The organism is Pseudomonas sp. UFMG81 (genome assembly GCF_015354575.1).
Taxonomy (GTDB): domain Bacteria; phylum Pseudomonadota; class Gammaproteobacteria; order Pseudomonadales; family Pseudomonadaceae; genus Aquipseudomonas.
Genome location: NZ_JACAFQ010000008.1, coordinates 70,935 through 97,915, shown reverse-complemented (window position 1 = coordinate 97,915; position 26,981 = coordinate 70,935). Strand labels below are relative to the sequence as shown.

The 26,981-nt window shown below is 64.7% G+C and carries 27 protein-coding genes; 13 read left to right on the top strand and 14 right to left on the bottom strand.

Features of this window, described 5'->3' with window-relative positions; genetic code table 11:
- Positions 1-96: 96 nt before the first annotated feature.
- From fecA to IX761_RS08425, 3 genes are all read left to right on the top strand, one after another.
- Positions 97-2,427 carry a TonB-dependent Fe(3+) dicitrate receptor FecA gene (fecA, locus tag IX761_RS08435; RefSeq protein WP_194789143.1) on the top strand — a complete coding sequence of 777 codons (2,331 nt, stop codon included), beginning with the start codon at positions 97-99 and terminating at the stop codon, positions 2,425-2,427.
- A 178-nt stretch (positions 2,428-2,605) separates the two neighbouring features.
- Positions 2,606-2,953, top strand: a complete 348-nt coding sequence (locus IX761_RS08430) for an HPF/RaiA family ribosome-associated protein (RefSeq protein ID WP_110991697.1) — start codon at positions 2,606-2,608, stop codon at positions 2,951-2,953.
- 126 nt (positions 2,954-3,079) lie between these two features.
- On the top strand, positions 3,080-3,367 hold the full coding sequence (locus IX761_RS08425) for a DUF3509 domain-containing protein (protein ID WP_194789142.1): 288 nt from the start codon (positions 3,080-3,082) through the stop codon (positions 3,365-3,367).
- A 3-nt stretch (positions 3,368-3,370) separates the two neighbouring features.
- Here the strand turns inward: IX761_RS08425 and IX761_RS08420 are convergent, their stop codons facing one another.
- Entirely contained in the window at positions 3,371-3,841 is a 471-nt protein-coding gene (locus IX761_RS08420; RefSeq protein ID WP_194789141.1) for a phosphate-starvation-inducible protein PsiE, read from the bottom strand.
- 247 nt (positions 3,842-4,088) lie between these two features.
- Here IX761_RS08420 and IX761_RS08415 point away from each other — a divergent pair, with 247 nt between their 5' ends.
- Positions 4,089-4,352, top strand: coding sequence for a YebG family protein (locus IX761_RS08415; RefSeq protein ID WP_012274138.1), 264 nt, complete (start codon positions 4,089-4,091; stop codon positions 4,350-4,352).
- Between the two features lie 147 nt (positions 4,353-4,499).
- Here the strand turns inward: IX761_RS08415 and IX761_RS08410 are convergent, their stop codons facing one another.
- Positions 4,500-5,519: a Leu/Phe/Val dehydrogenase gene (locus IX761_RS08410; protein WP_194789140.1), complete on the bottom strand. Its 1,020-nt coding sequence runs from the start codon at positions 5,517-5,519 to the stop codon at positions 4,500-4,502.
- Positions 5,520-5,642: 123 nt separating this feature from the next.
- Between IX761_RS08410 and IX761_RS08405 the strand changes: the two genes are divergently transcribed.
- Positions 5,643-6,449, top strand: a complete 807-nt coding sequence (locus IX761_RS08405; RefSeq protein ID WP_194789139.1) for a SirB1 family protein — start codon at positions 5,643-5,645, stop codon at positions 6,447-6,449.
- On the opposite strand, the gene maiA is transcribed toward IX761_RS08405, so the two are convergent.
- The 3 genes from maiA to hmgA are packed head-to-tail and all read right to left on the bottom strand — an operon-like array spanning position 6,443 to position 9,685.
- Positions 6,443-7,075: a maleylacetoacetate isomerase gene (maiA, locus tag IX761_RS08400; protein ID WP_194789138.1), complete on the bottom strand. Its 633-nt coding sequence runs from the start codon at positions 7,073-7,075 to the stop codon at positions 6,443-6,445. The two genes, IX761_RS08405 and maiA, sit on opposite strands and share 7 nt — an antisense overlap.
- A gap of 12 nt (positions 7,076-7,087) precedes the next feature.
- Positions 7,088-8,380 carry a fumarylacetoacetase gene (fahA, locus tag IX761_RS08395; RefSeq protein WP_194789137.1) on the bottom strand — a complete coding sequence of 431 codons (1,293 nt, stop codon included), beginning with the start codon at positions 8,378-8,380 and terminating at the stop codon, positions 7,088-7,090.
- A gap of 3 nt (positions 8,381-8,383) precedes the next feature.
- Positions 8,384-9,685, bottom strand: a complete 1,302-nt coding sequence (gene hmgA / locus IX761_RS08390; protein WP_194789136.1) for a homogentisate 1,2-dioxygenase — start codon at positions 9,683-9,685, stop codon at positions 8,384-8,386.
- A 194-nt stretch (positions 9,686-9,879) separates the two neighbouring features.
- On the opposite strand from hmgA, the gene IX761_RS08385 reads away from it, so the two are divergent.
- The gene (locus tag IX761_RS08385) at positions 9,880-10,653 is read left to right on the top strand and encodes an IclR family transcriptional regulator (protein ID WP_194789135.1); all 774 of its coding nucleotides are present in this window, start codon (positions 9,880-9,882) and stop codon (positions 10,651-10,653) included.
- On the opposite strand, the gene IX761_RS08380 is transcribed toward IX761_RS08385, so the two are convergent.
- From IX761_RS08380 to IX761_RS08360, 5 genes are all read right to left on the bottom strand, one after another.
- Positions 10,650-13,829 (bottom strand): hypothetical protein, encoded by a 3,180-nt coding sequence (locus IX761_RS08380; protein WP_194789134.1) that lies wholly within the window; start codon positions 13,827-13,829, stop codon positions 10,650-10,652. The two genes, IX761_RS08385 and IX761_RS08380, sit on opposite strands and share 4 nt — an antisense overlap.
- A gap of 403 nt (positions 13,830-14,232) precedes the next feature.
- Positions 14,233-15,147, bottom strand: a complete 915-nt coding sequence (locus tag IX761_RS08375) for an SDR family oxidoreductase (protein WP_194789133.1) — start codon at positions 15,145-15,147, stop codon at positions 14,233-14,235.
- Between the two features lie 117 nt (positions 15,148-15,264).
- Entirely contained in the window at positions 15,265-16,170 is a 906-nt protein-coding gene (locus tag IX761_RS08370; RefSeq protein WP_194789132.1) for an alpha/beta fold hydrolase, read from the bottom strand.
- Between the two features lie 182 nt (positions 16,171-16,352).
- Complete coding sequence (locus IX761_RS08365; protein ID WP_194789131.1) at positions 16,353-17,039, bottom strand: LrgB family protein; 687 nt, start codon at positions 17,037-17,039, stop codon at positions 16,353-16,355.
- Positions 17,029-17,415 carry a CidA/LrgA family protein gene (locus tag IX761_RS08360; protein WP_194789130.1) on the bottom strand — a complete coding sequence of 129 codons (387 nt, stop codon included), beginning with the start codon at positions 17,413-17,415 and terminating at the stop codon, positions 17,029-17,031. Before IX761_RS08360 ends, IX761_RS08365 begins: the two co-directional genes overlap by 11 nt.
- Positions 17,416-17,513: 98 nt before the next feature.
- Between IX761_RS08360 and IX761_RS08355 the strand changes: the two genes are divergently transcribed.
- Entirely contained in the window at positions 17,514-18,401 is an 888-nt protein-coding gene (locus IX761_RS08355; RefSeq protein WP_194789129.1) for a LysR family transcriptional regulator, read from the top strand.
- Between the two features lie 272 nt (positions 18,402-18,673).
- On the opposite strand, the gene IX761_RS08350 is transcribed toward IX761_RS08355, so the two are convergent.
- Positions 18,674-19,129 carry a flavodoxin gene (locus tag IX761_RS08350; protein WP_194789128.1) on the bottom strand — a complete coding sequence of 152 codons (456 nt, stop codon included), beginning with the start codon at positions 19,127-19,129 and terminating at the stop codon, positions 18,674-18,676.
- 177 nt (positions 19,130-19,306) lie between these two features.
- Between IX761_RS08350 and IX761_RS08345 the strand changes: the two genes are divergently transcribed.
- The 6 genes from IX761_RS08345 to chrA all read left to right on the top strand — a co-directional run bounded on the left by IX761_RS08345 (position 19,307) and on the right by chrA (position 23,512).
- A complete protein-coding gene (locus IX761_RS08345; RefSeq protein ID WP_194789127.1) occupies positions 19,307-19,924 on the top strand; it encodes a hypothetical protein in 618 nt (205 codons plus the stop codon).
- 216 nt (positions 19,925-20,140) lie between these two features.
- On the top strand, positions 20,141-20,710 hold the full coding sequence (locus IX761_RS08340; RefSeq protein ID WP_194789126.1) for an antibiotic biosynthesis monooxygenase: 570 nt from the start codon (positions 20,141-20,143) through the stop codon (positions 20,708-20,710).
- 76 nt (positions 20,711-20,786) lie between these two features.
- Positions 20,787-21,479: a dihydromonapterin reductase gene (gene folM / locus IX761_RS08335; RefSeq protein ID WP_194789125.1), complete on the top strand. Its 693-nt coding sequence runs from the start codon at positions 20,787-20,789 to the stop codon at positions 21,477-21,479.
- Between the two features lie 10 nt (positions 21,480-21,489).
- Positions 21,490-21,786, top strand: coding sequence for a DUF1244 domain-containing protein (locus IX761_RS08330; protein ID WP_194789124.1), 297 nt, complete (start codon positions 21,490-21,492; stop codon positions 21,784-21,786).
- On the top strand, positions 21,779-22,120 hold the full coding sequence (locus IX761_RS08325; protein WP_194789123.1) for a HopJ type III effector protein: 342 nt from the start codon (positions 21,779-21,781) through the stop codon (positions 22,118-22,120). The genes IX761_RS08330 and IX761_RS08325 overlap by 8 nt, the downstream gene beginning before the upstream one ends.
- 84 nt (positions 22,121-22,204) lie before the next feature.
- Positions 22,205-23,512: a chromate efflux transporter gene (chrA, locus tag IX761_RS08320; RefSeq protein ID WP_194789122.1), complete on the top strand. Its 1,308-nt coding sequence runs from the start codon at positions 22,205-22,207 to the stop codon at positions 23,510-23,512.
- Positions 23,513-23,576: 64 nt separating this feature from the next.
- Here chrA and IX761_RS08315 read toward each other — a convergent pair whose 3' ends face one another.
- The 3 genes from IX761_RS08315 to IX761_RS08305 form a co-directional block, all read right to left on the bottom strand.
- Positions 23,577-24,485 (bottom strand): alpha/beta fold hydrolase, encoded by a 909-nt coding sequence (locus IX761_RS08315; protein WP_194789121.1) that lies wholly within the window; start codon positions 24,483-24,485, stop codon positions 23,577-23,579.
- Positions 24,486-24,643: 158 nt separating this feature from the next.
- Positions 24,644-25,843, bottom strand: a complete 1,200-nt coding sequence (fabV, locus tag IX761_RS08310) for an enoyl-ACP reductase FabV (RefSeq protein WP_194789120.1) — start codon at positions 25,841-25,843, stop codon at positions 24,644-24,646.
- Positions 25,844-26,096: 253 nt separating this feature from the next.
- Positions 26,097-26,957, bottom strand: coding sequence for a LysR substrate-binding domain-containing protein (locus IX761_RS08305; RefSeq protein ID WP_194789119.1), 861 nt, complete (start codon positions 26,955-26,957; stop codon positions 26,097-26,099).
- Between the last annotated feature and the right edge of the window lie 24 nt (positions 26,958-26,981).

Genomic DNA, 26,981 nt, shown 5'->3' with positions numbered 1-26,981 from the left:
GGTGGAACCTCAAAAATAGTTGAAGCAACTTGAGCCATTTCCCGAACCTCGCGTGACAGAGAAGGCAGAACCCCCTTCTCACAGGACCACCGCCCCATGCTTCTGCGCCTCAGCCCCCTCGCCCAAGCCCTGCTGCTCGCCACCAGCCTCGGCCTTGCCGTGCCTGCCGCCCAGGCCGCCGACAGCCGCGCCTACCACATCGCCCCCGGTAACCTGGAAGCGGCGCTCAACCAGTTCGGCCGTGAGAGTGGCGCGCTGATCTCGTTCGGCTCGGCCCTGACCCAGGGTCTTGCCAGCCCAGGCCTCGAGGGTGAGTACGACGTCAGCCAGGGCCTCGACGCGCTGCTGCGCGGCAGCGGCCTGCAAGCCCGACAGGAGGCGGATAACGCCTACAGCCTGCAACCGCTGCCTGCCGCTGGTACCGGCGCGGCCGTGGAGCTGGGCGCCTCGACCGTGGTAGGCGACTGGCTGGGCGAGGCGCGCCAGGACAACGTGTTCGAGCACCCCGGCGCGCGCGATGTGGTGCGCCGTGAGGAGTTCGAACGCAGCGGCGCCAGCACGGCCCGTGAAGTGCTCAACCGCATCCCCGGGGTGAACGCCCCCGAGAACAACGGCACCGGCAGCCATGACCTGGCGCTGAACTTCGGCATCCGCGGCCTCAACCCGCGCCTGGCCTCGCGCTCCACGGTGCTGATGGATGGCATCCCGGTGCCCTTCGCGCCCTACGGCCAGCCACAGCTGTCGCTGGCGCCGATCAGCCTGGGCAACATGGACGCGGTGGATGTGGTGCGCGGCGGTGGCGCGGTGCGCTACGGGCCGCAGAACGTCGGCGGTATCGTCAACTTCGTCACCCGCGCCATCCCCGAAGAGGCAACGTTCAAGGCGGCGATGCAGAACCAGGTCAGCCCGTCGTCCAGCCAGGACGGTTTCAAGAACAGCGCCAACCTGCTGGTGGGCGGCACCAACGCCAACGGCCTGGGCGGCGCGCTGCTGTATTCCGGCACCCGGGGCGGCGACTGGCGCGAGCACAGCGACACGCAGATCGACGACCTGATGCTCAAGGGCAAGCTGCAACTGGACGAGGCCAACAGCCTGCATGCCATGGCCCAGTACTACGAGGGCGAGGCGCAGATGCCCGGCGGCCTGAGCGCGGCAGCCTTCGATGACGACCCGTACCAGTCGACCCGCCTGAAGGACAAGTTCTGGGGCCGCCGCACCCTGGTCAACTTCGGCTACGACCACAAGCAGGACGACCGCCAGTTCAGCGTCAACAGTTTCTTCACCAAGACCCTGCGCAGCGGCTACCTCGACCAGGGCAGCTTCGTCTCACTGTCGCCCCGCGAATACTGGGTGCGCGGCATCGAGACGCGCTTCTCGCAAGGCGTGGCGCTGGGTGACAGCTGGCACGAGCTGGGCATCGGCTACCGCTACATCAACGAGGCCGGCCACGAGCTGCGCTACCGCGAGCCGAGCCGCAGCAACCTGCTGCCCACCACCGACAGCCGCAACGACCGCGACACCCGTGGCAGCACCGAGGCCCACGCGATCTACCTGGACGACCGCATCGACATCGGCCGCTGGACCATCACCCCGGGCATCCGCTACGAGATGATCGACTCCGAGCAAAGCAACAAGCTCAGCAACCAGCGCTACCAGGGCAGCTACAACACCGCGCTGCCGGCACTGAATGTGATGTACCACCTGACCGACAGCCTGAACCTGTACGCCAACACCGAAGGCTCGTTCGGCAGCGTGCAGTACAGCCAGATGCCCAACCGCGTGAGCAGTGGCGAGGTGAAGCCGGAGAAGGCGCGCACCTGGGAAGCCGGCATGCGCTACGACAGCGGCGACCTGCAGGCCGAGCTTGGCGCGTTCCTGATCAACTTCGACAACCAGTACGAGAGCAACCAGACCAACGACTCGGTGATCGCCCGCGGCGAGACCCGCCACCAGGGCATCGAGACCAGCGTGCGCTACGCCCTTGACGGTCTGAGCCCGGCCCTGGCCGGTTTCGACGTGCACGCCGGCTACGCCTTCGTCGACGCCACCATCCGCGAAGACGGGCCGAACAAAGGCAACCAGGTGCCGTTCTCGTCGCGCCACAAGGGCACCCTGGGGGTTGGCTACACCGACGGCCCTTGGCAGCTGAACCTGGACAGCAGCTTCCAGAGCAGCCAGTACGCCGACAACGCCAACACCAGCAGCGAGAGCGCCGACGGCAGCACCGGGCGCATCCCCGGCTACATGCTGGTCAGCACCCGCGCCGGCTACGACTTCGGCGCGCAGCTTTCGAACCTGAAGGTGGCGGTGGGGGTGAAGAACCTGTTCAACCGCGAGTACTACACCCGCTCGTTCGATGACAACAACAAGGGCAAGTATGTGGGGGAACCCCGTACTCTATACTTGCAGACCTCGGTTGAGTTCTGACCGACGACAACAAAAGCCCGGCCAATGCCGGACTTTTTGCAACAGGAAATTTTTCTTGCGCAGGGGGTTGAATTCGTCGCGCGGATGCCTGACCTTAGAGTCAAGAGGCGCAAAAAGACCAACGCCCTCAGTGGCTTGAAAGTGCCTCCCGCGAGCAAGCTGAATAAGGATTGAAGTCATGCAAATCCAGGTCAACAGCAGCAACCATTTCGAAGGCAACAACCGTCTCGACGAGTGGGTCCGCGCCACGCTGCACAGCAGCCTTGAGCGCTACGAAGAAGACCTCACCCGCATCGAAGTTCATTTGCGCGACGAGAACGGCGCCAAGCCCGGACCGCACGACAAACGCTGCCAGATGGAGGCTCGCCCCAAAGGCCACCAACCGATTTCCGTGACCCATACCGCCACTTCGCTGGACCAGGCGGTCGATGGCGCCGCAAACAAGCTTAACCACGCGCTGGAACATTTCTACGGCAAGCTGCGCAGTAAACGTGGCGTGCTTGAACTGAGTGATCCGGACGCCTGATCCAACCGCGTCACACAAAACGCCCGGCCTTGCGCCGGGCGTTTTCGTTTGTACCGATCAGCGGACCTGAACCAACCCAAGGTCGACCCGGTCAACTTCAGCAGTCATTAATTGCAGGCCTGGACCATGAACAACCCCTTCGAGCAGATCAGCGCGGCGTTCGCCCCCGAATACCGGGTCAACCTGAGCATCGAGCGCCTGGACGGCAGCATCATGCTGACCCTCTCGGACGACAGCGGCGTGGTGGCCAAGCGGCTGATCAGCGAGGCCCAGCGCAACGACCCGGTGCGCCTGCAGCGGGTCATCGACAGCATCCGCCTGGGGCTGGCCATCGAGCTTGGCCAGAACCCGCTGCAAGTACTGGCCGCATTGACCCGCGACCACCGTCACCCGGCGTCCAACCTGGCCAACTGAGGGTTACTTGCCCTCGTCCACTTCCTTGCCGTTGGCGTCCAGCGCCTTGGTCGAGGGGTAGCGATACGAGGCGTAGCGCACCACCAGGATGGCGAACGCCAGCAGCAGGATGCCCCCACACACGTACAGCAGCCCGACATCCGGCGCCTTGTGGTGCGACACGTCACCGATCAGCAGGCGAGTCAGCGCGGTGATCGCCACGTAGAGCAGGAAGCGGATGGGCATGTGGTTGGTCTTGAAGTAGATCCCCACCATCGCCCCCAGCTCCAGGTAGATGAACAGCAGCAGGATGTCGTCGACGCTGACCCCGCCCTTGCCCAGCATATCCAGGAAGGTGACCACCGCCGCATAGGCGGTGATCGCGCCGATGCCGAACAGCGCCAGGTAGTGGAACGCCTCCACGCACAGGTTGCCCAGCGAGTCGGCGGAGCCGTGCAGGCCCTTGCGCAGTTTGTCTGCCCATTTGATGTTCACGATGTTCGATTCCCCGATACGGCTGAAGGATGGTGCGTCACGCCTGTGACATTTCTTGTGCATGCAGTTAAAGGGCCATGGCCCCTGTCTTGGAAGGCGGTCGATTGCCGCAGGGCACCTGTGGGCTACGCTGTTTTTCTGCACAAATGGCCATCATCATGGTTGCAGCGGGGTGGCCGGCCCATGTACTGTATAAAAACACAGTTAACCACTACCCCCAAACAGCAAAAAGGCACAGAGGTGATGAATGGCCGTCGAAGTGGTGTACCGCAGCAGCCGCGACCCGGAGCGCTTGTTCATGGATAAGGCCGAAGCCGATCGTCACGACAAGATGCTCGAACTGGCCGAGCGCCTGGCTGAAGTGCTGCACAAGGCAGTGCCGTCGCTGAGCGAGCAGCAGGTCGAGGAAGCTGGTATCTACATGGCCAAGAATCGCGATGTGTTCGCCCGGGCGTTCAAGAGCCAGCCGGATGCGCTGGCGGAACTGCTCGAAGGTGGGGCGGCCGAGTAACATCGGCACTGCCCCTGTAGGAGCGGCCTTGTGTAGCGAAAGGGCTGCGCGGCGGCCCCAGAATTCTGGTAAGCCTCCAACAGCTGGGGCCGCTTTGCGGCCCTTGCGCGGCACAAGGCCGCTCCTACAGGGATCGCGCAAGCCTTTTCAGCCGTACAGCAACCGCTCCGCCAGCATTTGCGCCACGCGCGCTGGCGAGCGCTTCTCTGCCTGGGCGTGGGCGAACACCTCGGTCAGCCGCGTGGGGATCCGCGCCAAGTGCGCGGTGATGGTGCCAACATCCTCGCCGCGATGGGTCAGCGCCACATAGATCAGCCCGCCGGCATTGATCACATAATCTGGCGCATACAGGATCCCGCGGGCCTCCAACTGATCGGCCACCTGCAAGGTGGTCAGCTGGTTGTTGGCCGAACCGGCCACCGCCGCACAGCGAAGTTGCATCACACTCTGCCCGTTCAGCACCGGCCCCACCCCGCACGGTGCGAAGATGTCGCAAGGGGTGCTGATCAGCGCATCGTTGGCCACCGGATGGGCATTGAACTGCTCCACCGCCAGCCTCACCCTGCCCGGGTCCAGGTCACTGACCAGCAACTCGGCGCCCGCTGCGTGCAGTTGCTCGGCCAACGCATAGCCCACGTTGCCCAACCCCTGCACCGCCACCCGCAAACCCTCCAGATTGTCGCTGCCCAGCCGAGCCACGGATGTTGCCCGGATACCGGCAAACACGCCCATCGCGGCATGGGGGGAGGGATCACCCGAGGCGGTGGTGCTGGTGACATGTGGGGTGGACTGCGCGATGCAGTCCATGTCCAGGGTCGAGGTACCACTGTCTACAGCCGTGATAAAGCGGCCCTGCAACGTGTCGACGAAACGCCCGAATGCCTCGAACAGCGCAGCTCGGTTCTCGACATGCGGGTTGCGCACGATCACTGCCTTGCCCCCGCCCATCGGCAACCCCGCCAGGGCAGCCTTGTAGCTCATGCCCTGGGCCAGGCGAATGGCATCGGTCATGGCGCTTTCGTCATCGGCGTAAGGCAGGTAGCGGCAACCGCCCATGGCGGGCCCCAACTGCTCGCTGTGGATCACCACAACGGCCTTGAGGCCCGTGGGCGGGTCGATGAACAAGTGCAGCGACTGAGTGCGGGTGCTTTGCATGAGCGCGAACATCGACGGGCTCCCCCGAGAGGTGCTCCTACCAGTATAGGCAGGTCAAGGCCGCACACCGCGCGGGCGGACCACTGGACGAAAAGCCCCGCCAGAGCTAATAGTTAAGCGTGATGGAGAGGTCCCATGAACTCACGCCAAGCCTGCCTGGCCTGCCTGGAACGCGAGCCGATCGCCCTGCTGGAGGCCACCTTGTGGATCGCCGCCGAGCATGACCGCAGTGTCGAGCCGGCCACGTGCCTTGCACGTGTGCACGAGCTGCAACGCGAGGTCAGCACCCACCTGCCGATCCTGCCGCTGAATGAACTGGCCCAACCCTTGTTGCGCCAACTCAACGCACTGGGTTTCCAGCAGGATGAATACCACCCCTTGCGACCACAAGCGGCGCTGATGGACAAGGTGCTGCAACGCCGTCGCGGCCAACCATTGTTGCTGGCGATCCTGGCGCTGGAACTTGCGCGGCGCCTGTCGATCCCGCTCGAAGGGGTCAACTTCCCCGGCCACTTCCTGCTGCGCGTGCCGGGGGCCGACCACTTGCTCGACCCGTGCGGTGGTCGCCGCCTCTACCCCGCCGATTGCCGTGAACTGCTGGCCCGCCAGTTCGGCCCGCAGATGCAGCTGAGCGCCGAACACATGCGCAGCGCCTCGCCCCTGCAGATGCTGCAACGCCTGTCACGCAACCTGCGCCAGCTGCACAGCAGCAACGACAACCACCTGGCCGCGCTGGTCGATGCCGAGCGGGTGATGCAACTGGGCCCGGTGCAAGTCGGCGACTACCTGGCCCGGGCCACCCTCTACCAGCACCTTGACTGCCCCCAGGCCGAGCGTTTCGACCTGGAGCATGCCTTGCTGCTGACCGATGACCCGATCCAGCGCCTGAAGCTGAGCGAGCGGCTTGGCCAGCTACCCTCGGCCAAGCGCTCGATTCACTGAGCGGGTGTGTCCGGCTGGTTTGCCGGGTGGGCCTTGGCGAACGCTGGATGTTCCGCTGCCAACGCGGCGACCCGGCGGATACGCGGATAGCCACTGAGGTCGGTGTTGAAACGCTCGGCGGCATACAGCTGCGGGATCAGGTAGACATCGGCCAACCCCGGTGCAGTACCAAAGCAGAAACCGTCCTCGCCTATCAACTGCTCCACCGCCGCCAGGCCCTGGCCAATCCAGTGAGCAATCCACTGGTTGACCTGGCCCTCATCGTGCCCCAACTGACGCAACTGGTTGAGCACACTGACGTTGTGCAGCGGGTGGATGTCGCAACCGATGATCGCCGCCACGCCACGTACCTTGGCCCGAGCCTCGGCCGATGCCGGCAGCAGCGCAGGTTGTGGGTACTGCTCCTCCAGGTACTCGATGATCGCTGGCGACTGCACCAGCAGCTCACCGTCGTCGGTGCGCAAGGCTGGCACCCGCCCCTGGGGGTTGAGCGCCAGGTACTGCGCGCCTCGTTGCTCACCCTTGAGCAAATTCACCGGCAATGCCTGGTAGCCCAGGCCCTTGAGCGCCAGGGCGATGCGCACCCGATAGGACGATGTGGAGCGGTAGTAAGTGAACAGTTCCATCGCCCCGCCCCCTCAGTTGGCCGCAACGACAGTGCCGCGGCACTCGCCGAAGCCGATGCTGGCCACGCCATCCGCCACGCAACGGGCGCTCAGGATGATCTCGTCGCCATCCTCGAGGAACTTGCGCACCTCGCCACTGGCCAGCTCCAGCGGGTGCTTGCCACCCTCGGTGATCTCCAGCAGGCTGCCGAACGAGCCCGGTGCTGCACCCGACAGGGTGCCCGAACCGAACAGGTCGCCCGGCTGCAGCTGGCAACCGTTGACGCTGTGGTGGGCGACCATCTGTGCCACGGTCCAGTACATGCTGCGGGTGTTGCTGAGCGTGAGGCGATGGGCTGGCAGGTTCTGCTCGCGCATGCGCGCGGTCAGCAGCAACACTTCCAGCTCGATGTCGAAGGCGCCGCCCGCCTGGTCGCGTTTGTCCAGCAGGTAAGACAGCGGCTGTGGGTCGCCTTCCGGGCGCGCCGGCTGGGCGCAACGGAACGGCTCCAGGGCCTCGGCGGTGACTACCCAGGGCGAAACCGTGGTGATGAAGCTCTTGGACAAGAACGGGCCCAGCGGCTGGTACTCCCAGGCCTGGATATCCCGCGCCGACCAGTCGTTGAGCAGGCAGTAGCCGGCTACATGTTCGGCGGCATCGCCGACCGGGATCGACTGGCCCATTTCGTTGCCCTGGCCGATCCAGATACCCAGCTCCAATTCATAGTCCAGGCGCGCACAAGGGCCGAAGTTCGGCTCGGTCTGGCCGGCAGGCAGGGTCTGGCCCTTGGGGCGACGCACGTCGGTGCCCGATGGACGGATGGTCGAGGCTCGGCCGTGATAACCGATGGGCACATGCTTGTAGTTCGGCAGCAATGGGTTGTCCGGGCGGAACAACTTGCCGACGTTCTTGGCGTGCTCGATACCGACGTAGAAGTCGGTGTAGTCACCGATCTTCGCCGGCAGGTGCAGCTGACATTCACTGGCCGGGTACAGGGCGGCTTTCAGCGCGGCCTGGTGCTCGCTACCTTCACCTAGCAGCACCAGCAGGCGCTCGCGCAGGGCCACCCGGGCCGAACGGCCGAGCGCGAAGAAGGCGTTCAGCGCACCACCGACAGTGGCCTGGACCGCAGCCTTGGCCGCGCCCTCGAACAGCCCGGCAGCCAGCACGGCCTCCAGGTCGAGGATGGCGTCGCCGATGGCCACGCCGCAACGCGGTGCCTGGCCCGGGCGGCTGAAGATGCCCAGGGGCAGGTTCTGCAGCGGGAAGTCGCGGTGCCCGTTGGCGTGCTCGACCCAGCTACGGGCAATGGCGGTGTGGTTCATCGGTTATCTCCGGTTCGGGGTGAAGGTGCTCGGCAAGGTGGCCCAGCAACTATCGTAGTCGGTCTGCAATTGGGGGCTTTCCAGGGCCTGCACGCTCGCACGCAGCACCTGGCTGGTCTCGAACATGAAGGCCATGGTGTTGTCGATCTTGTGTGGCGCAAGGTCTGCGGCAATGGCCTTGTCGCAAGTCTCGGCGTCCGGGCCATGGGCACTCATCACCCCGTGCAGCGAGGCGCCACCGGGCAGGAACCCTTCGGCCTTGGCGTCGTAGGCGCCCTGGATCAGGCCCATGAATTCGTTCATCAGGTTGCGGTGGAACCATGGCGGACGGAAGGTGTTCTCGGCCACCATCCAGCGCGGCGGGAAGATCACGAAGTCCATGTTGGCCAGGCCATGCACGCTGGTCGGTGAGGTCAGCACGGTGAAGATCGACGGGTCGGGGTGATCGAAGCTGACCGTGCCGATGGTATTGAAGCGGCGCAGGTCGTATTTGTACGGCACGTTGCTGCCGTGCCAGGCGACCACGTCCAGCGGCGAATGCGAAAGCTCGCAGGCCCAGTGCTCGCCGAGGAATTTCTGCACCAGCTGGACCGGGCCGTTGGCCTCTTCGTAGTGGGCCACCGGGGTGAGGAAGTCACGCGGGTTGGCCAGGCCGTTGCTGCCGATGGGGCCAAGGTCCGGGATGCGCAACGGCGCACCGTGGTTCTCGGCAATGTAGCCCCGGGCCTGGGCATCGAGCAGTTCGACGCGGAACTTCATGCCACGCGGAATCACCGCGATCTCCAGCGGCTCGACCTCCAGCACGCCCAGCTCGGTGGCGATGCGCAGGCGACCGAGTTCAGGCACCAGCAGCAACTCGCCGTCGGCATTGAAGAACACCCGCTCCATCGAGCGGTTGGCGCGGTAGATGTAGATACTCACACCGGCCGGTTTCTCCGACGCCGAGTTGGCCACCATGGGTAACCAGCCGTCGATGAAATCGGTGGGTTCGGCCGGCATCGGCTGGGGGCTCCAGCGCAGGCGGTTGGGGTTGACCGGCCCCAGCGCGCCGGTCAGCGGCTGGCGCTCCAGGCGCTCGAAACGCGGGTGCAAGGCAGACGGGCGGATGCGGTACAGCCAGGTGCGGCGCAGCTCACTACGGGCCATGGTGAACGCCGTGCCCGACAGCAGCTCGGCGTACAGCCCGTAAGGGGCCTTCTGCGGCGAGTTCTGCCCGACCGGCAGCGCCCCGGGCAGGGCTTCGCTGGCGAATTCGTTGCCGAAGCCGCTCAGGTACTCAAGTTCAGGTGAGGTGTCGCGGGTCATCTCGGGGCCTCCGGGCGGCTGGGCGCCGTCATGGGCAGCTGGCTGCGAAGCCCGATCCTGAAACCGGCACCTGGAGCGGCAGCGCGTCTGCATTGTTATTTTCGTAATCAGATTACGAATAACGTAATTTGCTCCTGTGCAGGCGTCAAGCTATAAAGGCGCCACCCCGTAAAATCTGGATGAACGTGTCCCCCATGGCCAAAGCCAGCAGTACCGATAACGGCAAACAGAAAGTCCGCTCGGCGGAAGTCGGCACCGACATCCTCAAAGCCCTGGCCGAACTCTCCCCCTCCACCTCGCTGTCGCGCCTGGCCGAGCATGTCGACATGCCGGCGAGCAAGGTCCACCGCTACCTGCAAGCGCTGATTTCAAGCGGTTTCGCCGAGCAGGACGCAGCCACCAACCATTACGGGTTGGGCCGTGAAGCGTTGCGCGTGGGGATGGCGGCGCTGGGCAGCATCGATGTGCTGAAGGTGGCGGCACTGCCGTTGTCGCAATTGCGCGATGAGCTGAACGAGAGCTGCTTCATCGCCGTGTGGGGCAACCAGGGGGCGACGGTGGTGAGCATCGAGCCGGCGGTGCGCGCGGTAACGGTGGTGACCCAGATCGGCTCGGTGTTGCCGCTGCTCAGTTCGTCCACCGGGCTGGTGTTCGCCGCCCATTTGCCGGAGCGCGAAACCGTGGAGCTGCGCGACCGGGAACTGGCAACGCTTGGCCAGGCCGCCAGCGACTACGCGCCCCTGCTGGAGCAGATCCGCCTGCGCGGCCTGCACCATGTGCATGGCCTGCTGATGCCCGGGGTAGACGCGCTGTCCGCCCCGGTGTTCAACGCCATGGGGCAGGTCGCGGCGGTGATGACCGTAGTCGGTCCCACCTCGATCTTCCATGCCGACGAGCAAGGCCCGGCGGCGCAGCGCCTGCTGGCAGCCGTGGCGGCAGTCAGCAGGCGCATGGGGCATCAGCCTTAGGTCGCCGAACGCGCACTCTGGTCTAACTGCGACAGTGCCGCCCGTTCGGTAAGCAAGGCCATCTGCTCGTCGAATTTGCTGTAGAGCACCTTGGCCACATCCACCTCCAGCTTGTACCGCTCATACAGCGCTTTGAGGTACTCGCAGATCTTCTTGAGCCGCAGGCTCAGGCTGGAGGAAGGGCCGGGGAATATGATCGACCAGAGTTTGCTGCCGTAGGTGAACAGCCGGCCAGCGTAGTGCGAGACCACGCCAGTGAACCCTGGCAGTTCGGTCAGGCTTGTGAACAGGAGCCGGATCGCCCCGAGCCTGTCACCATCGCGCAAGGCCACGAGGCTGCGATAGAGGCCAATACCCGCGTTGATGAAACCGATCACGACACTTGCGGGGGGGTATACCAGCGCCACCACATCGCCCACCAGCTTCACTGTCGACCACAACACCTGGGCGATGCGTCTGGCTGCGCTGTAGGCATCACGCTGGGCCTCGTCCAGCAACAGCTTGATACGCTCGCGCAGGGCATCGCTCAAATCTTTGATGTTATGCAGAACCTGCAGCGCGTCCGCGATACATTTGTCGCCCTGCTCAAATGAATCATCATTGTCGTTGTTCTCAACGCACTCATTGAGTTTCCGAATCTTTTCCTCGTCATCGACGTCGATGCGCTCATAGACCCAGTCCTGCATGGGGGCGCCACGCCAGTGCTCGATGAAGTCCTGAACCGTGAACAGCGACCGCCCTTCGGGGCCGTCACTGAGGTAGATCAACGTACCGCGCGCCTCGCTCGACTGCAGCAGGTAGGCGCCGGAAATACCGGCGCCATTGATCTGCAACTCGGCGAGCTGGCAGTCCTGAACGAAACTCCCAGCATGGAAACGCAGGCAGGCCGGTATCAACCAACGGGTATGCTCTTTGTTAAGCGTGCCGCGCTGCACCTCGAGCAGGCAGTCGCGTTGGATCTTCATCCCCATCAAGTGGCGATGCAGTTCAAGAGGCCTCGATTGGGCACTGCCATCCGGGTGAAGATAAGTTTGGGCGATCTCATCGCAGTAGCCTTTACCCAGCTTTGCGGCGCGAATATAGCGGTCGATCAAGCGCCTGTTCAGGTGCGACAGATCCTGCCCCACTGTCGAACTGAACCGGGCGTAGGCCGAGAAGTTGAAGTCTGCCGGATAACCGCTGGCCACGACCTTGGTCAACGATTGCCTGATACCCCCTTCCAGCTCGACCAGCACCGTATCGGCGTCGATCCAGCCACCCCGATTACCCGAATACTGGTTTATCCGCTCACTCACCTTGTTGCGGGCATACGCCATGAAGGTTGGGATCTCTGCTACCGCTTGATAGTCCACCAGCAGCGCACTCAGCTCATGATCAATATCAGCCACTCGCCGTTGCAATGACGCGTCAGCGTTCGCCAACTGCTCCGGACGCACCATCTGCAGGTCATCGATGATCTTCAATACCCTCAATTTGGCCCAGTGCTCAATGGTCTGGCCCCAGCTAGCGATCGGCAGCGGCTCTACGACCACAGTTTCTTCAGACCACTCTTGAGGCAGGCGCTCGATCAACTTCAGGTAAGTGTTCATCTCAACGCGTTCGTCATGCAGGACATGTTCCAACAAATATTCGCGTCCATGGGGGATAGCGCAGAGCAAGCCGATCTGCTGGCTCATGGACAAGGCTGAATTGAAGACCTGGAAATCACCCATCGGCGAACCCGGGGCATAAAGAACATGGGTGTCGTTATCGTGCAGGTACAGATGGTCGGTCAGCAGCTGCATCCCATTGATAGACAGTCGCCCAACCGTGATGTCGGGTTGCTTCGGGTCCTGTGCCCAGCCCTCCCGGGTGATCGTCTGCAGAAGTGCCACTGCATTGCGGTCCAGCCCCTGGAAGTCAGCGGCCAACATGGAGAGCCGCAACTTGGTATCGAGCGCCTTCGCCAACAATTGCACGACCTGGTCATTCTGGTAGATACCCTCCACCTCATCGACATAGCGCTGACGCAGTTGCAGGTCGTGCGCCATCCTCGACAACCCATCGCCACCCAAGGCTTCACGCAGATCGTCGTGTCGAATCTCTATGGCAAGGCGCTCACCGTGATAGGCGCCGGCGCACACCCAGTCGAGCAACGTGGTCACCTGTACCTGCGCGTCAGCGGTGAAGTCATGCCTGACGTGCAGCGCCACGTCGGCAGGTTCCACGTGCTCGACGCCCTCGTTGAGCAACCACATCTTGATCTGTCGCACGGCGTAATCATGGAAGTCACTATGCCCGGACACCCTCACCAGCAGCGCCTCTGCGTCATTGAGTTGCGTGTCCAGAGCCTCCAATCGCTGGCGCTCGTCACCCGACAGATTGCGTAGCCATTCCGGGGCTTGGTCGTTGCGCAGCAGGGCGAGGATGTCAGCGACCTGGCGCTGTAGCCCCTCAAGCAAGGGTTCCAGTACCACTGCCGCATCGGCATCACCCGCTTCGGCGTGCAACGCCTGTACGACCAGCTGGAGCTGGAGCGTGCGCATATCCTTGAGCAGATAGTCCTCCAGGCCATCCTCCTGCGGTGCACGTACCAGCTCGACGTGCTCGGCGGCCATCAATGCCTCGCGCTCGGCTGCGGTTACGGCAAGCAACCAGCGCTCGTCGTCGCGCAGACGTTCGAGCAGCTTATCGGCCACAGACTGCGGCCGGGCGAACCATGTGCCCAACCCGAGGCCGAAAAGTAACAGAGGCTCCTCGTCATCGAACAGGTTGTGAGCCAACACCAGGCAACCTGGGATCCGCACTTGTATACCGTCCGGGGTATGCAGCATGACCCGGCCCAGCACCGGCTCCTCCGGAGCATCCGGCAACAGCGCCTCGATGTCCGCTTTCGGCGCGCCATGACGCATCGCCTGCGCACGGATAAGCAGGCTCGACAGTTGGCGCAGTTGCTCCTGCAGGCTGCTGGTTTGCTCCTCCCACCACTGTGCCGTATCGGCCTGCCACTGTGGCAGGTGCTCCTCCAGCCACTGCGCCGGATCTTCAACGGGCACTTCGCGGTCGGGCAGTGTCGGCGTCAAAGCCAGATGCGCCTGCAAAGCCAAGGTATGCACAACCAGGGCACTCAGCACCGTTTGATCAAAATGTGCGAGTGAATCGTCCGACTCAAAGGCAGAAAAAGACTTCAAATTCATGGGGCATCTCCGGGATCAATGTAGGAGCCCGAACGATGCAGAAACCGTGATAAACAAAGAGGAGGGAAGTACTTACGTACTAGTTAACAACCTGCCTACAGGTGTTTATGACTTTATTGGCGCGAACGCCGGAAATACGGGGGATTATCGCGGGATATGTAATAGAGAATGTCACGAGCAGCTATTTTTCCTACGAAGACGATTGCTTATTCTTACCTCACTGGCCGGCACGAAGGGCTCTCCCCCGCCGCTCGCGCTGGCCCAGGTTCACCGACGTTGATTTTGAAGCTCCTTGATCTGACGTCTCGATTGGCCGCTGCCTTTGCAGCGGCCTTTTTTATATGTGCAAGCATCATCAGACCGGCGTTACCCCATCACGGGCAAGTCGCAGCAGCGAAGGGCTTCAACTCGATGGATACTGCTGCAAGTTCGCCATCAACTGCTGCAACGCTTGCATGCTGTCACGCGGGTGCAACGCCGCTTCGAAATCGCCAATCCGCCCCCAGTTGTCCGCCACCTGCTCCGGGGTGAAACCCTCGCGCGGGTCAAAGCCCACGCCCTGGCTGCGCTCCCAGCGCACCTTGCCCACCCAGCCGCCGCCCACCTCGTACAGCTCGCCGCTGTCCTGGCACTGCTCGCTGCCGAGAAACACCACCAGCGGGCTGATCAGCTCAGGCTTGAGGCGTTCGAACACCTGTGGCGGGATCAACCCCTCGGTCATCCGGGTAGCGCCGGTGGGGGCGATGGCGTTGACCAGGATGCCGTGCTTGCGCCCTTCGATGGCCAAGGTGCGGGTCAAGCCGTACAGGCCAAGCTTGGCCATGCCGTAGTTGGATTGGCCGAAGTTGCCGTAGATACCCGACGTGGAAGACGTGAAGATCACCCGCCCCCAGTTCTGCTCGCGCAGATGCGGCCAGGCGGCGTGGGTGACCTTGTAGGCGCCCTCGACATGCACGCGATAGACCAAGTCCCAGTCGCTGTCTTCCATCTTGTGGAAGCTCTTGTCGCGCAGGATGCCGGCATTGTTCACCAGCACGTCCACCTGGCCGAAGCTGTCCATCGCCTGCTCGACGATGCGCGCACCGTCGGTCACCGAATCGTGGTTGGCCACCGCCGTGCCGCCGGCAGCACGAATTTCCTCCACCACACGGTCAGCAGCGGACTGGTTGGCGCCCTCGCCCTGGCTTGAGCCACCCAGGTCGTTGACCACCACCCTCGCGCCGCGCGCAGCGAACAGCAAGGCATGAGCCCGCCCCAGGCCGCCGCCGGCCCCCGTGACGATCACCACTCGATCTTGCAGACGTACCGGCTCGCTCATGCTCAAGGCTCCTGGCAAATGAAGGGATGCCGGGGAGTCTCCGCCAGCCGCCCGGCGCGGGCAATCAAGCCCACCCAGGCGAATGCCGGTGGATAACGCAGGGCGATGATCACCCGGTCACGACCAGGCGACTTTCAGCGGCACGTAGCTCAGCGGCTGTTCACGAAAGGCCAGGTAGTGACGCAGCACCTGCACCGGCGCCTCGGTGTGCGGGTAGTGGCCGATACCCTGCAGCACCACGGTATCGGGGTCGGGTACCACTTGCCGGTAGCGCTCGACCATGTGCGCCCCTGACAACGGATCGACCGCGCCGTTGATGAAGCGCATCGGCACGCCCTCGCGCTGCATCGCGCTCACCCAGCGCTCGCGCTGCGCACGGCGCTCGGGCAAGAAACCGATCAGCTTGTGCAGGATGCGCTGGCCGCGGTTGGCGGCGATCAGGCTCCAGCAGTCGTCCAGCGCACTTTCGCTAGGGTGGGTGCAGGGCCCGTAGACCTGGGTGACATTGCGCACCAGGTCGTCACGCCCGAACGAGCGCCCCACCAGCCAGCCCAGGCGGCTGAGCAGCAGCTTCTGGATCAGCAGCACACGGCAGCTCTCGGGGAACAGCCCGCTGTTGAGGAATACGCAGCTGGCGATGTCCAGGCGCTGCTCGTGATGCCGCGCCAGCAGCTCCTGGGCGACACTGCCACCATAGTCGTGGGCCAGCAGGTGCACCGGCTGGTGGATGTTCAGGTGTTCGAGCAGTGCCTGCTGCAGGTCGGCCTGCTCCAGCAGGCTGTAGTCGTGGTCGGCGGGCTTGGCCGAGTCGCCAAAGCCCAGCATGTCGCAGGCCACCACGCGAAAGCGTTGGGTGAGCGGGCCCCACAGGTAGTGCCAATCCCAGCTGGCGGTGGGGAAACCGTGTAGCAATAGCAGAGGCTCTCCTTGCCCTGCCGTCCAGTAGCGGATGCTCTGGCCCCGGAAGGTGAAACCCTGGCTCCGGGTGCGCCAGACGCACAATGGAATCTCGGCCAGTGGCATCAGGGTCGTCCCGGGTGTTGTTGCGTGCAAGTGTCGGAATAGGGCAAGGCTGCGTTCATTGCATTTCACCTCGGCACATACATGTGCTCTCTATGTCGAGGCTGAGTCTAGAAGGCAAAACGAAAGTATTAAGTCGCCTTGGCAGCCAGCCTGATGACCGTGCGAGTCAGTGGCACGAACGGTCAGATCAGCCACACCAGCAGGGGCGCGGCGAACAGGTTGAGCAGGCCGGTGAGGACCATGACCAGGCCGGCCACCGAGCCCTCCTCGCGGCCAACCTCCTGCGCCCTGCTCACCCCGGCGCCATGGGCGCCCACGCCGAACAGCGCGCCCCGCGCCAGCGGCGTGCGCAGCGGCAACCAGCGCAGCAGGATGCCGCCGAACATCGCCCCCAGCACCCCGGTGAACATCACGAACACTGCGGTCAGCTCCGGCACCCCGCCCAAGTCCTGGGCCACCGGCATGGCGAAGGGCGTGGTGATCGAGCGCGGCAGCAGCGACAGGCTGACCGACTCATCCAGCGCCAGGCCGTGGGCCAGCGCCCAGGAGCTGCCGATCGACGCCACGCTGCCGGCCAGCATGCCCACCAGCAGCGCCGGCCAGTGCCGCGCCAGCAGTGCCCGCTGTTGCCAGATCGGTATGGCGAAGGCCACCGTCACCGGGCCCAGCACGCCCATCAGCCAATGGGTGTTGCGGGCATATTCGGCGTAGGCCGTATGCAATGGCACGGCTACCGCCAGGAGCAGGGCCGGCACCAGGATCAGCGGCGAAAGCAGGTAGCGGCCGCTGCGCCGATACAGCCAGCGGCTGCTCACATACGCGCCCAGGGTCAGCGCGAGCCAGAACAGCGACATGGGTTCAAGGCTCATGGCGCAACCTCCACCGGCACACCAGCTCCACGGTCAGCGCAGTGACCACCATCACCAGCAGGGTGCTGATGGCGATCACCAGCAGGATGCGCCAGCCCTCGCTGCGCAGCAGGCTGCCGTAGTCCAGCAGGCTCATCAGCGCGGGGATGAAGAACAGCAGCATCTCGGCCATCAGCCAGCCGGCCCCCATTTGCAGGGTGGTGGGCTTGATCAGGCCAGTGGCGAACAGCGCCAGCAGCAGGGCCAGCCCCATCACGCCACCGGGGATCGGCCAACCGAGCCAGGCGGCGAGCTGGCCGCCGATCAGGAACAAGGCGAGCAGTACGGCCAGTTCGGCAAGCAGGCGCAGGGTTTTCTTGAGCAATACAGGATTCATGGCGGGGTTCCTCGACAACGCCCCCATTGTAAAAGTCGCTCTACCAGGCCAGAAGCGAATTGTTAGACTTGAAGCCATTCCACAATGGAATCCAGAGCATGGAATTCAAGCAACTGCGCAGCTTCATCGAAGTGATCCACCGTGGCGGCTTCACTCAGGCGGCAGGCACCTTGCACATCAGCCAGTCGGCTGTGAGCAAGCAGGTCGCCCAATTGGAACAGGACCTCGGCCAGCCCTTGCTGGAGCGCCAGGGCTCGCAGTTGTTGCTGACCGAGGCCGGGCGCATCGTGCTCGCGCGCGGCGAAGTGCTCATGCGCCAGCGCCAGGAGCTGCTCAACGAGTTGGACGACCTGGGGCAGATGGCCCGTGGCGAATTGCACCTGGGCCTGCCGTTGCTGGGCAGCGATGCGCTGTTCGCCGGGTTGTTCGCCGAATACCGGCGGCGCTACCCGAACATTGCCGTGCACTTGCTCGAAGGCGGCAGCCGGACCATCGAGCAAGCCGTGAAAAGTGGCGAGCTGGAGTTGGGCGGCAGCCTCACGCCAAGCGACCCGGCATTTGCGTCCGAGCCTTTCTGCAATGAACCGTTGGATGCCCTGCTGCCGGTCGACCATGCCCTGGCGGGCCAGGCCGAGGTCGCACTGGCGCAGCTGGCCGACACCCCCTTCCTGCTGTATCAGCGCAGCTTCGTGCTCAACGACCGGCTACTCAACGCCTGCCAGCAGTTGGGCTTCACACCGAAGGAAGGGGGGCGCAGCGGCCAGGCGGACTTTCTCGCCGCGCTGGTGGCGGCGGGACAAGGGGTGGTGCTGTTGCCGAGGATCGTGGCCCAGGCGCTGGAGCGGCCGGGGGTGGTGCGCTTGCCATTGAGCGCACCAGATTACCTGCGCTGGGACATTGCCTTCATCTGGCGGCGCGGGGCGTATCTGTCGCGGGCGGCGCAGGCGTGGCTGGCGTTGATGCGTGAATCCAGTCGAAAAGTGTAAAGCCCTGAAGGCCCAATCGCCGGCAAGCCGGCTCCCACAGAAATTGCCCAGGGCTCGAATGGGAGCAACTGTCTTGCACAGGCCTTCTGTAGGAGCGGCCTTGCCGGGGCGCCGGACCGGCCGGAAAGGGGGGCGCAGCGCCCCCAGGATCTCGAGTACGCCCCAGATCGCCGGGGCCGCTTTGCGCCCCTTTCGCGGCACAAGGCCGCTCCTACAGGTGACGTGCAAACTTCAGGGTGGGGCTTGCCGGCGATTGGCCAGCAAGGGCGGCATCAACCCTTGAGAGCCGCCGCGAACTGCGCCAGCCACGGCTCGGCATCGGTCTCCGGCGTCACGGTTTCGCTGGCATCCAGGCGCAACATCGGCAGCACCTCATTGACGCCCAGCTCGGCGAACAACTCGCGCATCTGCTCACCGCCGCCGCAATAGGTGTCGCCATAGCTCGAATCGCCCAGGCCGATCACCGCCCCCGGCAAACCGCGCCAGGCGGCCGGCAATGTGTCACGGATAGTGCTGTACAGCGGCATCAGGCTGTCCGGCAGCTCGCCCATGCCGGTGGTCGAGGTCACCGCCAGCAACGCTTCGGGGGCGAAACCTTCGAGGTCCTGCAGGGTGGCGCGGGCGGCTTGCCAGGCTTCGAAGCCGGCAGCCTTGAGCTGCGCTTCGGCGTGACGGGCAACTTCTTCGGCGGTGCCGTACACCGAACCGGAAATAATGGCGACTTTCATCGAACGAGGATTCCGAAACTGAGTGAAAACGTAGGATACTAGCACCCGACAGTGGCAAAAGGCCGCATCCGTCGAAAGTCACATCACTGATGACCATCCGACGAATGGCTTGAACGAAGCGCATTCGCCACGGTCAATCGCCGTGCAGTCACCCTATCGATCGACCCGAGCTCGACCATGCAAGCAGACGCCCTCCTCTCCCAGGCCGAACTGGATTTCATCCAGGACATGCAGCATTCCCCCCAGCTGAACCTGGCCGACCCGGTGTCGAGCCTGCGGGTCAATGGCGACCGTCGCCTGAATGAGCTGCTCACCCGCCTGATCGCCAACGAGCAAGTCACGCTGCAGGCCAACTTCAACAACCAGCAACTGAGCTTCCCCCTGCAACTGGTCGAGGACGAGTTCCACGCCCTGCACCTGCAACTGGGCTCACCGGACATCTACGAAGACGGCCCCATGCTGCGGCCATGGCGCCTGTCGCTCGAGCGCCCATCACCGCTGCTGGGCGACCACGGCCAGGCAAGCGACTTGTGGGTGCGCGATATCTCCTTCAAGGGTGTGCTGCTGGAAGTGCGTGGCAACGCCAAGGCCCCCAGCCGTTTCGACCTGCGCTTCGCCCCCGGCGATGTTCCGCCGATCGGCCTGCGTGGCGTACTGCGCCGGCGCATCAACGCCCGGCATGCCGCCTATGATCTGTCGCAAACCCCCGCCGAGGAAATCGAGCGCCTGCGCGAGTACATCCTCCAGGCCCACCGCCAGGCCCACCCCGAGCTGCACGCGCAACCTGCCTTCTGACGACCTGAACCGCGATGGGCCCTGAGGTTTTTTGCTCCATCCGAGACTGCTGGGGCCGCTGCGCGCCCCGATCGCGACACAAGGCCGCTCCTACAGTCATGATCGATCGGCGATAATCCGTGCCCGATTCTTGCAAGAGCGCCTGCGCCGCCCACCACCCCGGGCCGCATGCCAAGGGGCCGGCTACCCGCCAGCCCCGTCGCCAGGAGATACACGATGTCTACCCCCGTCACCCTGATGGTGTCGCGCCGCGCCGCCCATGGCCGCTACCAGCACCTGCTGGCCTGGCTGCACGAAGGCGAGCAGCTGGCCACCGACTTCCCCGGCTACCTTGGTTCGGGCATCCTCGCCCCGCCCAGCGAAGGCGATGAATTCCAGATCATCTTCCGCTTCACCAACGAACAGACCCTGCACGCCTGGGAGCATTCGGCTTCGCGCCGGGCCTGGCTGCAACGCGGCGACGGCCTGTTCGAGCGCCCCAAAGAGAGGCGCGTGAGTGGCATCGACGACTGGTTTGGCACCAATACGGTGCAAAAACCGCCGCGCTGGAAGCAGGCCACGGCCATCTGGCTGGCGTTCTTCCCGGTATCGCTGCTGTTCAACCTGCTGTTCGGCCACTGGCTGGCGGCCCTCGACCTGTTGCCGCGCGTGCTGCTGAGCACCCTGGCCCTGACCCCACTGATGGTGTACCTGTTCATCCCGCTGTCCACGCGCTTGCTGGCCGGTTGGCTGAACGCCACACCACGCCCCGCCGACAGCAGCCCGCAAGGCCTGCGCAGCCGCTGAGGCACGGGCTCGCAAGGCGGTGCAGTTCGGGTATGCTGGGGCATCACGCACGGACAGACGAACAGACCGCCCGAACATGAACAGCCCAATCCTCATCACCGGAGCCAGCCAGCGCGTCGGGCTGGCCCTGGCCCTTGAGCTGGCACAGGCCGGCCATACGGTGGTCAGCGCCAGCCGCAGCCTCAACCCGCAGGCCGAACACCCGAACATCCACCCATTCCAGGCCGACCTCACCCACACTGCCGACCGCCAGGCCCTGATCGACCACCTGCACAGCCACTACGACGGCCTGCGCGCGATCATCCACAACGCCTCGCTGTGGCTCGACGACGATCTCGACAACCTCGACACCATGTTCCGCCTGCATGTCGAGGCGCCCTACCACCTCAACCTCGCCCTGGGTGAGCTGCTGGGCAAAGTGGACAAGGCCGACATCATCCACATCTGCGACGAGACCTCCTCGCGCGGCAGCAAGAGCCATATCGGCTATGCCGCGACCAAGGCCGCGCTGCAGAACATGGTGCTGTCGTTCGCCGAAAAGTACGCGCCCACGGTGCGCGTCAACGGTATCCTGCCCGGGCTGCTGATCCTCAAGGAAGGGGGCGACGAGCACTACCGCCAGCAGACTCTGAAAAAAGCCTTGCTGGAGTTCGAACCCGGCGCCCGCCCGCTGATCGACGCCGTGCTGTTCCTGCTGCACAGCCAGTACAGCACCGGCAGCCAGGTGGTCATCAACGGTGGCCGCCATCTGAAGAACCGCATGACCTGAGAGACCGCCCATGACCCCGCAACAACAGCTCGAACTCGAAGCCGCCGCGTTCCGGCGCCTGGTCGACCATCTGCAAAAGCGCACCGACGTGCAGAACATCGACCTGATGAACCTCTCCGGCTTCTGCCGCAACTGCCTGTCGAAATGGCTCAAGGCCGCCGCCGACGATCGCCAGATCGAGCTGAGCCTGGACGATGCCCGCGAGCAGGTGTACGGCATGCCCTACAACGACTGGAAAGCCCAGTACCAGAACGAAGCCAGCGCCGAGCAGAAAGCCGCATTCGAACAAGGAAAACCCCGTGACTGACCTGAACACCCTGCGTGCCAGCCTGGCCGGCGGCGAACACGTATTCGCCGACACCCTGGCCTTTGTCACCGCCCACTACAGCTACCAGCCCCAGGCCTTCGACAATGGCGACGTGCACAACGCCGCCGGGCAGAACGAAGGCTCGTGCAAGACCCTGGGCCTGGCCCTGCTGGAAGGGCTGAGCGACCAGGAAGCGCTGCTGGCGTTTGGCGAGCATTACCGCAGCGTCGTGGCCACACCTGAGGGCAGCGACCACGGCAACATCCGCGCGCTGATCAAGCATGGGCTGGCGGGGGTGAAATTCGCTGCGCAGCCGCTGGCGCGCCTGGGCTGATAGCCCATCGCGGGGCAAGTCGCAGCGGCGGTGCGCCGATGCGACTTGCCCCGCGATTCCCCCTCACTGCCGGAACTCACCAGCATGCAAACCAACAGCATCCCCTTGCGCCAGGCGCTGCTGTTCTGGCTCAAGCTCGGTTTCATCGGCTTCGGCGGCCCCGCCGGGCAGATCGCCCTGATGCACCGGGAGATCGTCGAGCGGCGCCGCTGGCTCAGCGAGTCGCGCTTTCTCCACGCCCTCAACTACTGCATGCTGCTGCCCGGCCCCGAGGCCCAGCAACTGGCCACCTACCTGGGCTGGCTGATGCACCGCACCTGGGGCGGCATCGTTGCCGGCGCACTGTTCATCCTGCCCTCGCTGTTCATCCTCATCGGCCTGTCCTGGGTGTATGTCGCCCACGGCCAGCAACCCCTGGTGGCCGGCGTGTTCTACGGGCTCAAACCGGCGATCACCGCCATCGTTTTGCAGGCGGCCTGGCGCATCGGCTCGCGGGTACTGCACAACGCCGCGCTATGGGGCATCGCCCTGGCTGCGTTCGTTGCCCTGTTCGGGCTGGGGCTGCCGTTTCCGTTGATTGTGCTGGGCGCCGGGTTGATCGGTTACCTGGGCGGGCGCTGGCGCCCGCACCTGTTCCGTACCACAGCCACTGCGGTCGAAGACACTGACACGCAGCAGCCGGCCCCGGCGCACACGCGGTTTCGCTGGTCGCGGCTGGTGCTGCTGGTGCTCTGCGGCGCTGCACTGTGGTGCCTGCCAATGGCCACGCTGACGGTGCTGTTCGGCTGGCAAGGCACCTACACCCAGATGGCCTGGTTCTTCACCAAGGCCGCGCTACTGACCTTCGGTGGCGCCTATGCGGTGCTGCCCTACGTGTACCAGGGCGCGGTCAGCCACTATGGCTGGTTGACACCGACCCAGATGATCGACGGCCTGGCTTTGGGGGAAAGCACGCCCGGCCCACTGATCATGGTGGTGGCGTTCGTCGGCTTCGTGGGTGGCTACGTGCAGGCGCAGTTCGGCCCGGAACAGGCATTCCTCGCGGGTGCGCTGGCGGCCTGCCTGGTCACCTGGTTCACCTTCCTGCCATCGTTCCTGTTCATCCTGATCGGCGCGCCGCTGGTGGAAAGCAGCCGCCGGCAGTTGCGCTTCACTGCGCCGCTGACGGCGATCAGCGCGGCAGTGGTGGGGGTGATCCTCAACCTGGCGCTGTTCTTTGCCTACCACGTGTTCTGGCCACATGGGTTTGCCCAGCAGGTGGACTGGGCCGCGCTGGGGATCGCGGTGCTGGCCGGGGTCGGGTTGATGATATTCCGGCGCGGGGTGCTGGAGGTATTGATCGTCTGCGCGCTGGCCGGGCTGGTAGTGGCGTTGTACGGCTATCCCATCTGAACGCCATCGCGGGGCTGACGTGGGAGCGGCGGTGCGCCGATGCGACTTGCCCCGCGATGGCCCCTCAGCCGATAACCCGGCCCGGCACCTGTTCCGGTAACCGCCCGGCCTGCAACCAACCCAGCGCGGTTGGCCACAGGCTGTCGCGAAAGCGGTCATGGAAGAAAGCGAAATGACCGATCGCCTCCACCTCGATATCCCCAGGTGCCACCCGCAGATGGCTGCGTTGGGCCGGGTGAAGATACCCCAGCAACCGTTCGGTGGCCGCCACTGTGCCAAACGGGTCATCGGTCAGGCTGATCGCCAAGGTCGACGCATTGACCTGGGCAAAGGGCAACGTCTCCAGTGAGCGCCCGCTGGGCCGCTGCTCGTAGCGCGGCGTGCGGGTGCTCCAGTCCCATACCACGCCAGCCGGGGTGTCTTCCAGCCAGCCCAGGCGCTTGCCCGGGAAATAGCCAAATAACCGGGTGAGCAATGGCATCAGCACATGCCATTTGCCATAGAGCTGCCAGCGCTGGCCCGCCGCGTAATCGCGCCAATAGGCGAACTGCGCCCCCACCAGTACCGCGTGCCTCACCTGCGCCGCCGACGGCGCCAGCCCCAGCGCCCAGCCCCCGAAACTGTGCCCGACCACGTGCACCGGCTGCTGCGGGTGCTCGATGGCGGCCAGTTGCAGCATGGCTTCGAAATCCAGCCGGCCCCAGTCGCTCCAGGTGGCCTGGAACCCGCGCAACGACGCCGGGCGCGACTCACCGATGCCCCGGTAGTCGTAGGTCAGCACATCGAAGCCCTGGGCGAACAGGTAGTCGGCGAAACGGGAGTAGTAGCGGCAGCGCACCGAGGTGGCGGCGTTGATGATCACCAGCGGGCGCTGGCTATCGGGGGTGGCGTGGCGCCAGCGGAAACCGCCGAGGCTGTAGCCGTCGGGGGCGATGTGGCGAAAGGCGGTGGCGGGTTGGGTAAGGCTGCTCATGGCGCGCTTTGTGTGTTGTTGTGCGCCAACGCTAGCAAAAAATCTGTCGCCTGTACCGGCCTCATCGCCGGCAAGCCGGCTCCCACAGGATCACCACTTTCTTAAACATTGTGGAAGTCCTGTGGGAGCTGGCTTGCCAGCGATAGGGCCGGGTGCGCTTACAGCTCGATGCAGTCGAACTTCACATCGGTGGCCACGTCTTCGTCGTAGTTGACGTCAGCGCGCTCGAAGCCGAACAGGTTGAGGAACTGTTTCTTGTAACCGGCATAGTCGGTCAGTTCGAACAGGTTCTCGGTGGTCACGTTCGGCCACATGGCCTTGCAGGCGTCCTGCACGTCGTCGCGCAGTTCCCAGTCGTCCAGGCGCAGGCGGCCCTTCTCGTCCAGCGCCGCCGGGGCGCCGTCGGCGCGGTACATGCGGTCGCGGAACATGCGGTCCAGCTGGTCCTGGGTGCCTTCGTGCACGCCCTTCTCCTGCATGATCTTGAAGACCATGGACAGGTACAGCGGCATCACTGGGATGGCCGAGCTGGCTTGGGTGACCACCGACTTGAGCACGGCCACGTTGGCGCTGCCACCGACCTTGCCAGCCAGGCGCTGGGCGGTTTCGTCCAGGTCCTGCTTGGCCTTGCCCAGGGCGCCGTGCCAGTAGATCGGCCAGGTGATTTCGGTACCGATGTAGCTGAAGGCCACGGTGCGGGCCTGTGGCGCCAGTACGCCGGCAGCGTTCAGGGCATCGATCCACAGCTCCCAGTCCTGGCCGCCCATCACGGTGACGGTGTCGGCGATTTCCTGCTCGGTGGCCGGCTCGATACTGGCCTCGATGATGGTGTCCTTGTTGGTGTCGATGGCGGTCGACTTGTACGGCTGGCCGATCGGCTTGAGCGCCGAACGGATCACTTCACCGGTCTGCGGCAGCTTGCGCACCGGCGAGGCCAGGGAGTAGATGACCAGGTCGACCTGGCCGCCCATTTCGTTCTTGATCAGCTCGATCACTTTGGCACGGGCTTCGTCGGAGAAGGCGTCACCGTTGATCGACTTGCTGTACAGGCCCTCGGCCTTGGCGAACTTGTCGAAGGCTGCCGAGTTGTACCAGCCGGCGGTGCCAGCCTTGGTCTCGGTGCCCGGCTTTTCGAAGAACACGCCCAGGGTGTCGGCCTTGAAGCCGAACGCCGCGGTGATGCGGGCGGCCAGGCCGTAGCCGCTGGAGGCGCCGATTACCAGGACTTTCTTCGGACCATCCTCGCGCACGCCCAGCTTGCGGGTGGCTTCGATCTGGTCACGGACGTTGAGCTCGCAGCCCTTGGGGTGAGTCGTGGTGCAGATGAAACCGCGAACCTTGGGATGAATGATGGCCAATGTCTGTACCTCGTCAGGTTTAGGCTGGGGCAGCGCCCGGATCCGGGGGCTGCCGGTTGATCTAGAGGGTGAGACTACCCTCGCATGTCATCCGACACATATTACGGGGTGATTCGAAATGCTGCATGGTCGCACTCACTCTTGTAGGAGCGGCCTTGCGTCGCGAAAGGGCCGCAGAGCGGCCCCGGCGATCTTGAGGTGATTCACAAATCCTGGGGGCGCTTCGCACCCCTTTCGCGACGCAAGGCCGCTCCTACAAGGGCGCCGCTGGCTGCAGGGCTTGGCGCACCCACGCCAGGAACCGCCGCGCCTGCGGGTCGTCCTGGCTGTCGCGATGCACCAGGCAGCTCCACGCCGGGCCCCGCACGCGCTGGGCAGACAACGCCTGCAACCGCCCCTGCTCCACCAGCCGCTGCGCCAGCAGCTGGCTGACCAGGGCAACCCCCAAGCCCTCGCCCGCCGCCTCCAGCAACAACCCCGGGTCGGAAAAATTCAGCCCCTTGCCCTGCTGCCCGACGTCCTCGCCGCCTTCGACCTGCCAATGGCTCCAGTCCATCTCCCGCTCACCATGCAAGGTGGTGCGCCCCTGCGCGGGCACCTCCGGGTGGCACGCCGGGTACAGCTGGTCCTGGTGCAGCACGGTGAAGCTGCACTCGGCCTGGGCGCCGATGTCGTCGCGGATCGCCAGGTCGATGGTCTCGCTGGCCATGTCTGGTGCCTCGAAGCTGGTGAACAGCCACAGGTCCACCTCCGGATAGCGCTGGTGAAAGTCCGCCAGGCGCGGCAGCAGCCAGTGCCGGGCGAACGCCGGGGTGGTGTTGACCACCAGCTGGTTGGGCTTGCGGTACTGGTCGAGCCGGCGGATGCCCACCGCCAGCTGCTGCAACAGCGTCTGCGTGGTGCTGAGCAGGTCATGCCCGGCATCGGTCAGGCTGACACTGCGGCCATTGCGATGGAACAGCGGCTGCTCCAGGTAGCCTTCCAGGCTGCGAATCTGCTGGCTGATCGCCGATTGGGTGAGGTTCAGGGCCTCGGCGGCCTTGTGGAAACTGCCCAGGCGAGCGGCGGCTTCGAAACCGCGCAGGGCGTTGAGCGGGGGCCAATGCTTGAGCATGCTGATAAGCCTGACTGATCAGAA

Bases quoted from the DNA above. Each gene is read 5' to 3' on its own strand.
- IX761_RS08340 (WP_194789126.1), top strand. From the start codon at position 20,141: ATGTCTACCCCCGTCACCCTGATGGTGTCGCGCCGCGCCGCCCATGGC.
- fecA (WP_194789143.1), top strand. From the start codon at position 97: ATGCTTCTGCGCCTCAGCCCCCTCGCCCAAGCCCTGCTGCTCGCCACC.
- IX761_RS08365 (WP_194789131.1), bottom strand. From the start codon at position 17,039: ATGAGCCTTGAACCCATGTCGCTGTTCTGGCTCGCGCTGACCCTGGGC.
- fahA (WP_194789137.1), bottom strand. From the start codon at position 8,380: ATGAACCACACCGCCATTGCCCGTAGCTGGGTCGAGCACGCCAACGGG.
- maiA (WP_194789138.1), bottom strand. From the start codon at position 7,075: ATGGAACTGTTCACTTACTACCGCTCCACATCGTCCTATCGGGTGCGC.
- IX761_RS08315 (WP_194789121.1), bottom strand. From the start codon at position 24,485: ATGAGCAGCCTTACCCAACCCGCCACCGCCTTTCGCCACATCGCCCCC.
- IX761_RS08425 (WP_194789142.1), top strand. From the start codon at position 3,080: ATGAACAACCCCTTCGAGCAGATCAGCGCGGCGTTCGCCCCCGAATAC.
- hmgA (WP_194789136.1), bottom strand. From the start codon at position 9,685: ATGACCCGCGACACCTCACCTGAACTTGAGTACCTGAGCGGCTTCGGC.
- IX761_RS08410 (WP_194789140.1), bottom strand. From the start codon at position 5,519: ATGTTCGCGCTCATGCAAAGCACCCGCACTCAGTCGCTGCACTTGTTC.
- IX761_RS08330 (WP_194789124.1), top strand. From the start codon at position 21,490: ATGACCCCGCAACAACAGCTCGAACTCGAAGCCGCCGCGTTCCGGCGC.
- IX761_RS08380 (WP_194789134.1), bottom strand. From the start codon at position 13,829: ATGAATTTGAAGTCTTTTTCTGCCTTTGAGTCGGACGATTCACTCGCA.
- IX761_RS08405 (WP_194789139.1), top strand. From the start codon at position 5,643: ATGAACTCACGCCAAGCCTGCCTGGCCTGCCTGGAACGCGAGCCGATC.
- chrA (WP_194789122.1), top strand. From the start codon at position 22,205: ATGCAAACCAACAGCATCCCCTTGCGCCAGGCGCTGCTGTTCTGGCTC.
- IX761_RS08355 (WP_194789129.1), top strand. From the start codon at position 17,514: ATGGAATTCAAGCAACTGCGCAGCTTCATCGAAGTGATCCACCGTGGC.
- IX761_RS08415 (WP_012274138.1), top strand. From the start codon at position 4,089: ATGGCCGTCGAAGTGGTGTACCGCAGCAGCCGCGACCCGGAGCGCTTG.
- IX761_RS08385 (WP_194789135.1), top strand. From the start codon at position 9,880: ATGGCCAAAGCCAGCAGTACCGATAACGGCAAACAGAAAGTCCGCTCG.
- IX761_RS08370 (WP_194789132.1), bottom strand. From the start codon at position 16,170: ATGCCACTGGCCGAGATTCCATTGTGCGTCTGGCGCACCCGGAGCCAG.
- IX761_RS08305 (WP_194789119.1), bottom strand. From the start codon at position 26,957: ATGCTCAAGCATTGGCCCCCGCTCAACGCCCTGCGCGGTTTCGAAGCC.
- IX761_RS08430 (WP_110991697.1), top strand. From the start codon at position 2,606: ATGCAAATCCAGGTCAACAGCAGCAACCATTTCGAAGGCAACAACCGT.
- IX761_RS08345 (WP_194789127.1), top strand. From the start codon at position 19,307: ATGCAAGCAGACGCCCTCCTCTCCCAGGCCGAACTGGATTTCATCCAG.
- IX761_RS08350 (WP_194789128.1), bottom strand. From the start codon at position 19,129: ATGAAAGTCGCCATTATTTCCGGTTCGGTGTACGGCACCGCCGAAGAA.
- folM (WP_194789125.1), top strand. From the start codon at position 20,787: ATGAACAGCCCAATCCTCATCACCGGAGCCAGCCAGCGCGTCGGGCTG.
- IX761_RS08360 (WP_194789130.1), bottom strand. From the start codon at position 17,415: ATGAATCCTGTATTGCTCAAGAAAACCCTGCGCCTGCTTGCCGAACTG.
- IX761_RS08375 (WP_194789133.1), bottom strand. From the start codon at position 15,147: ATGAGCGAGCCGGTACGTCTGCAAGATCGAGTGGTGATCGTCACGGGG.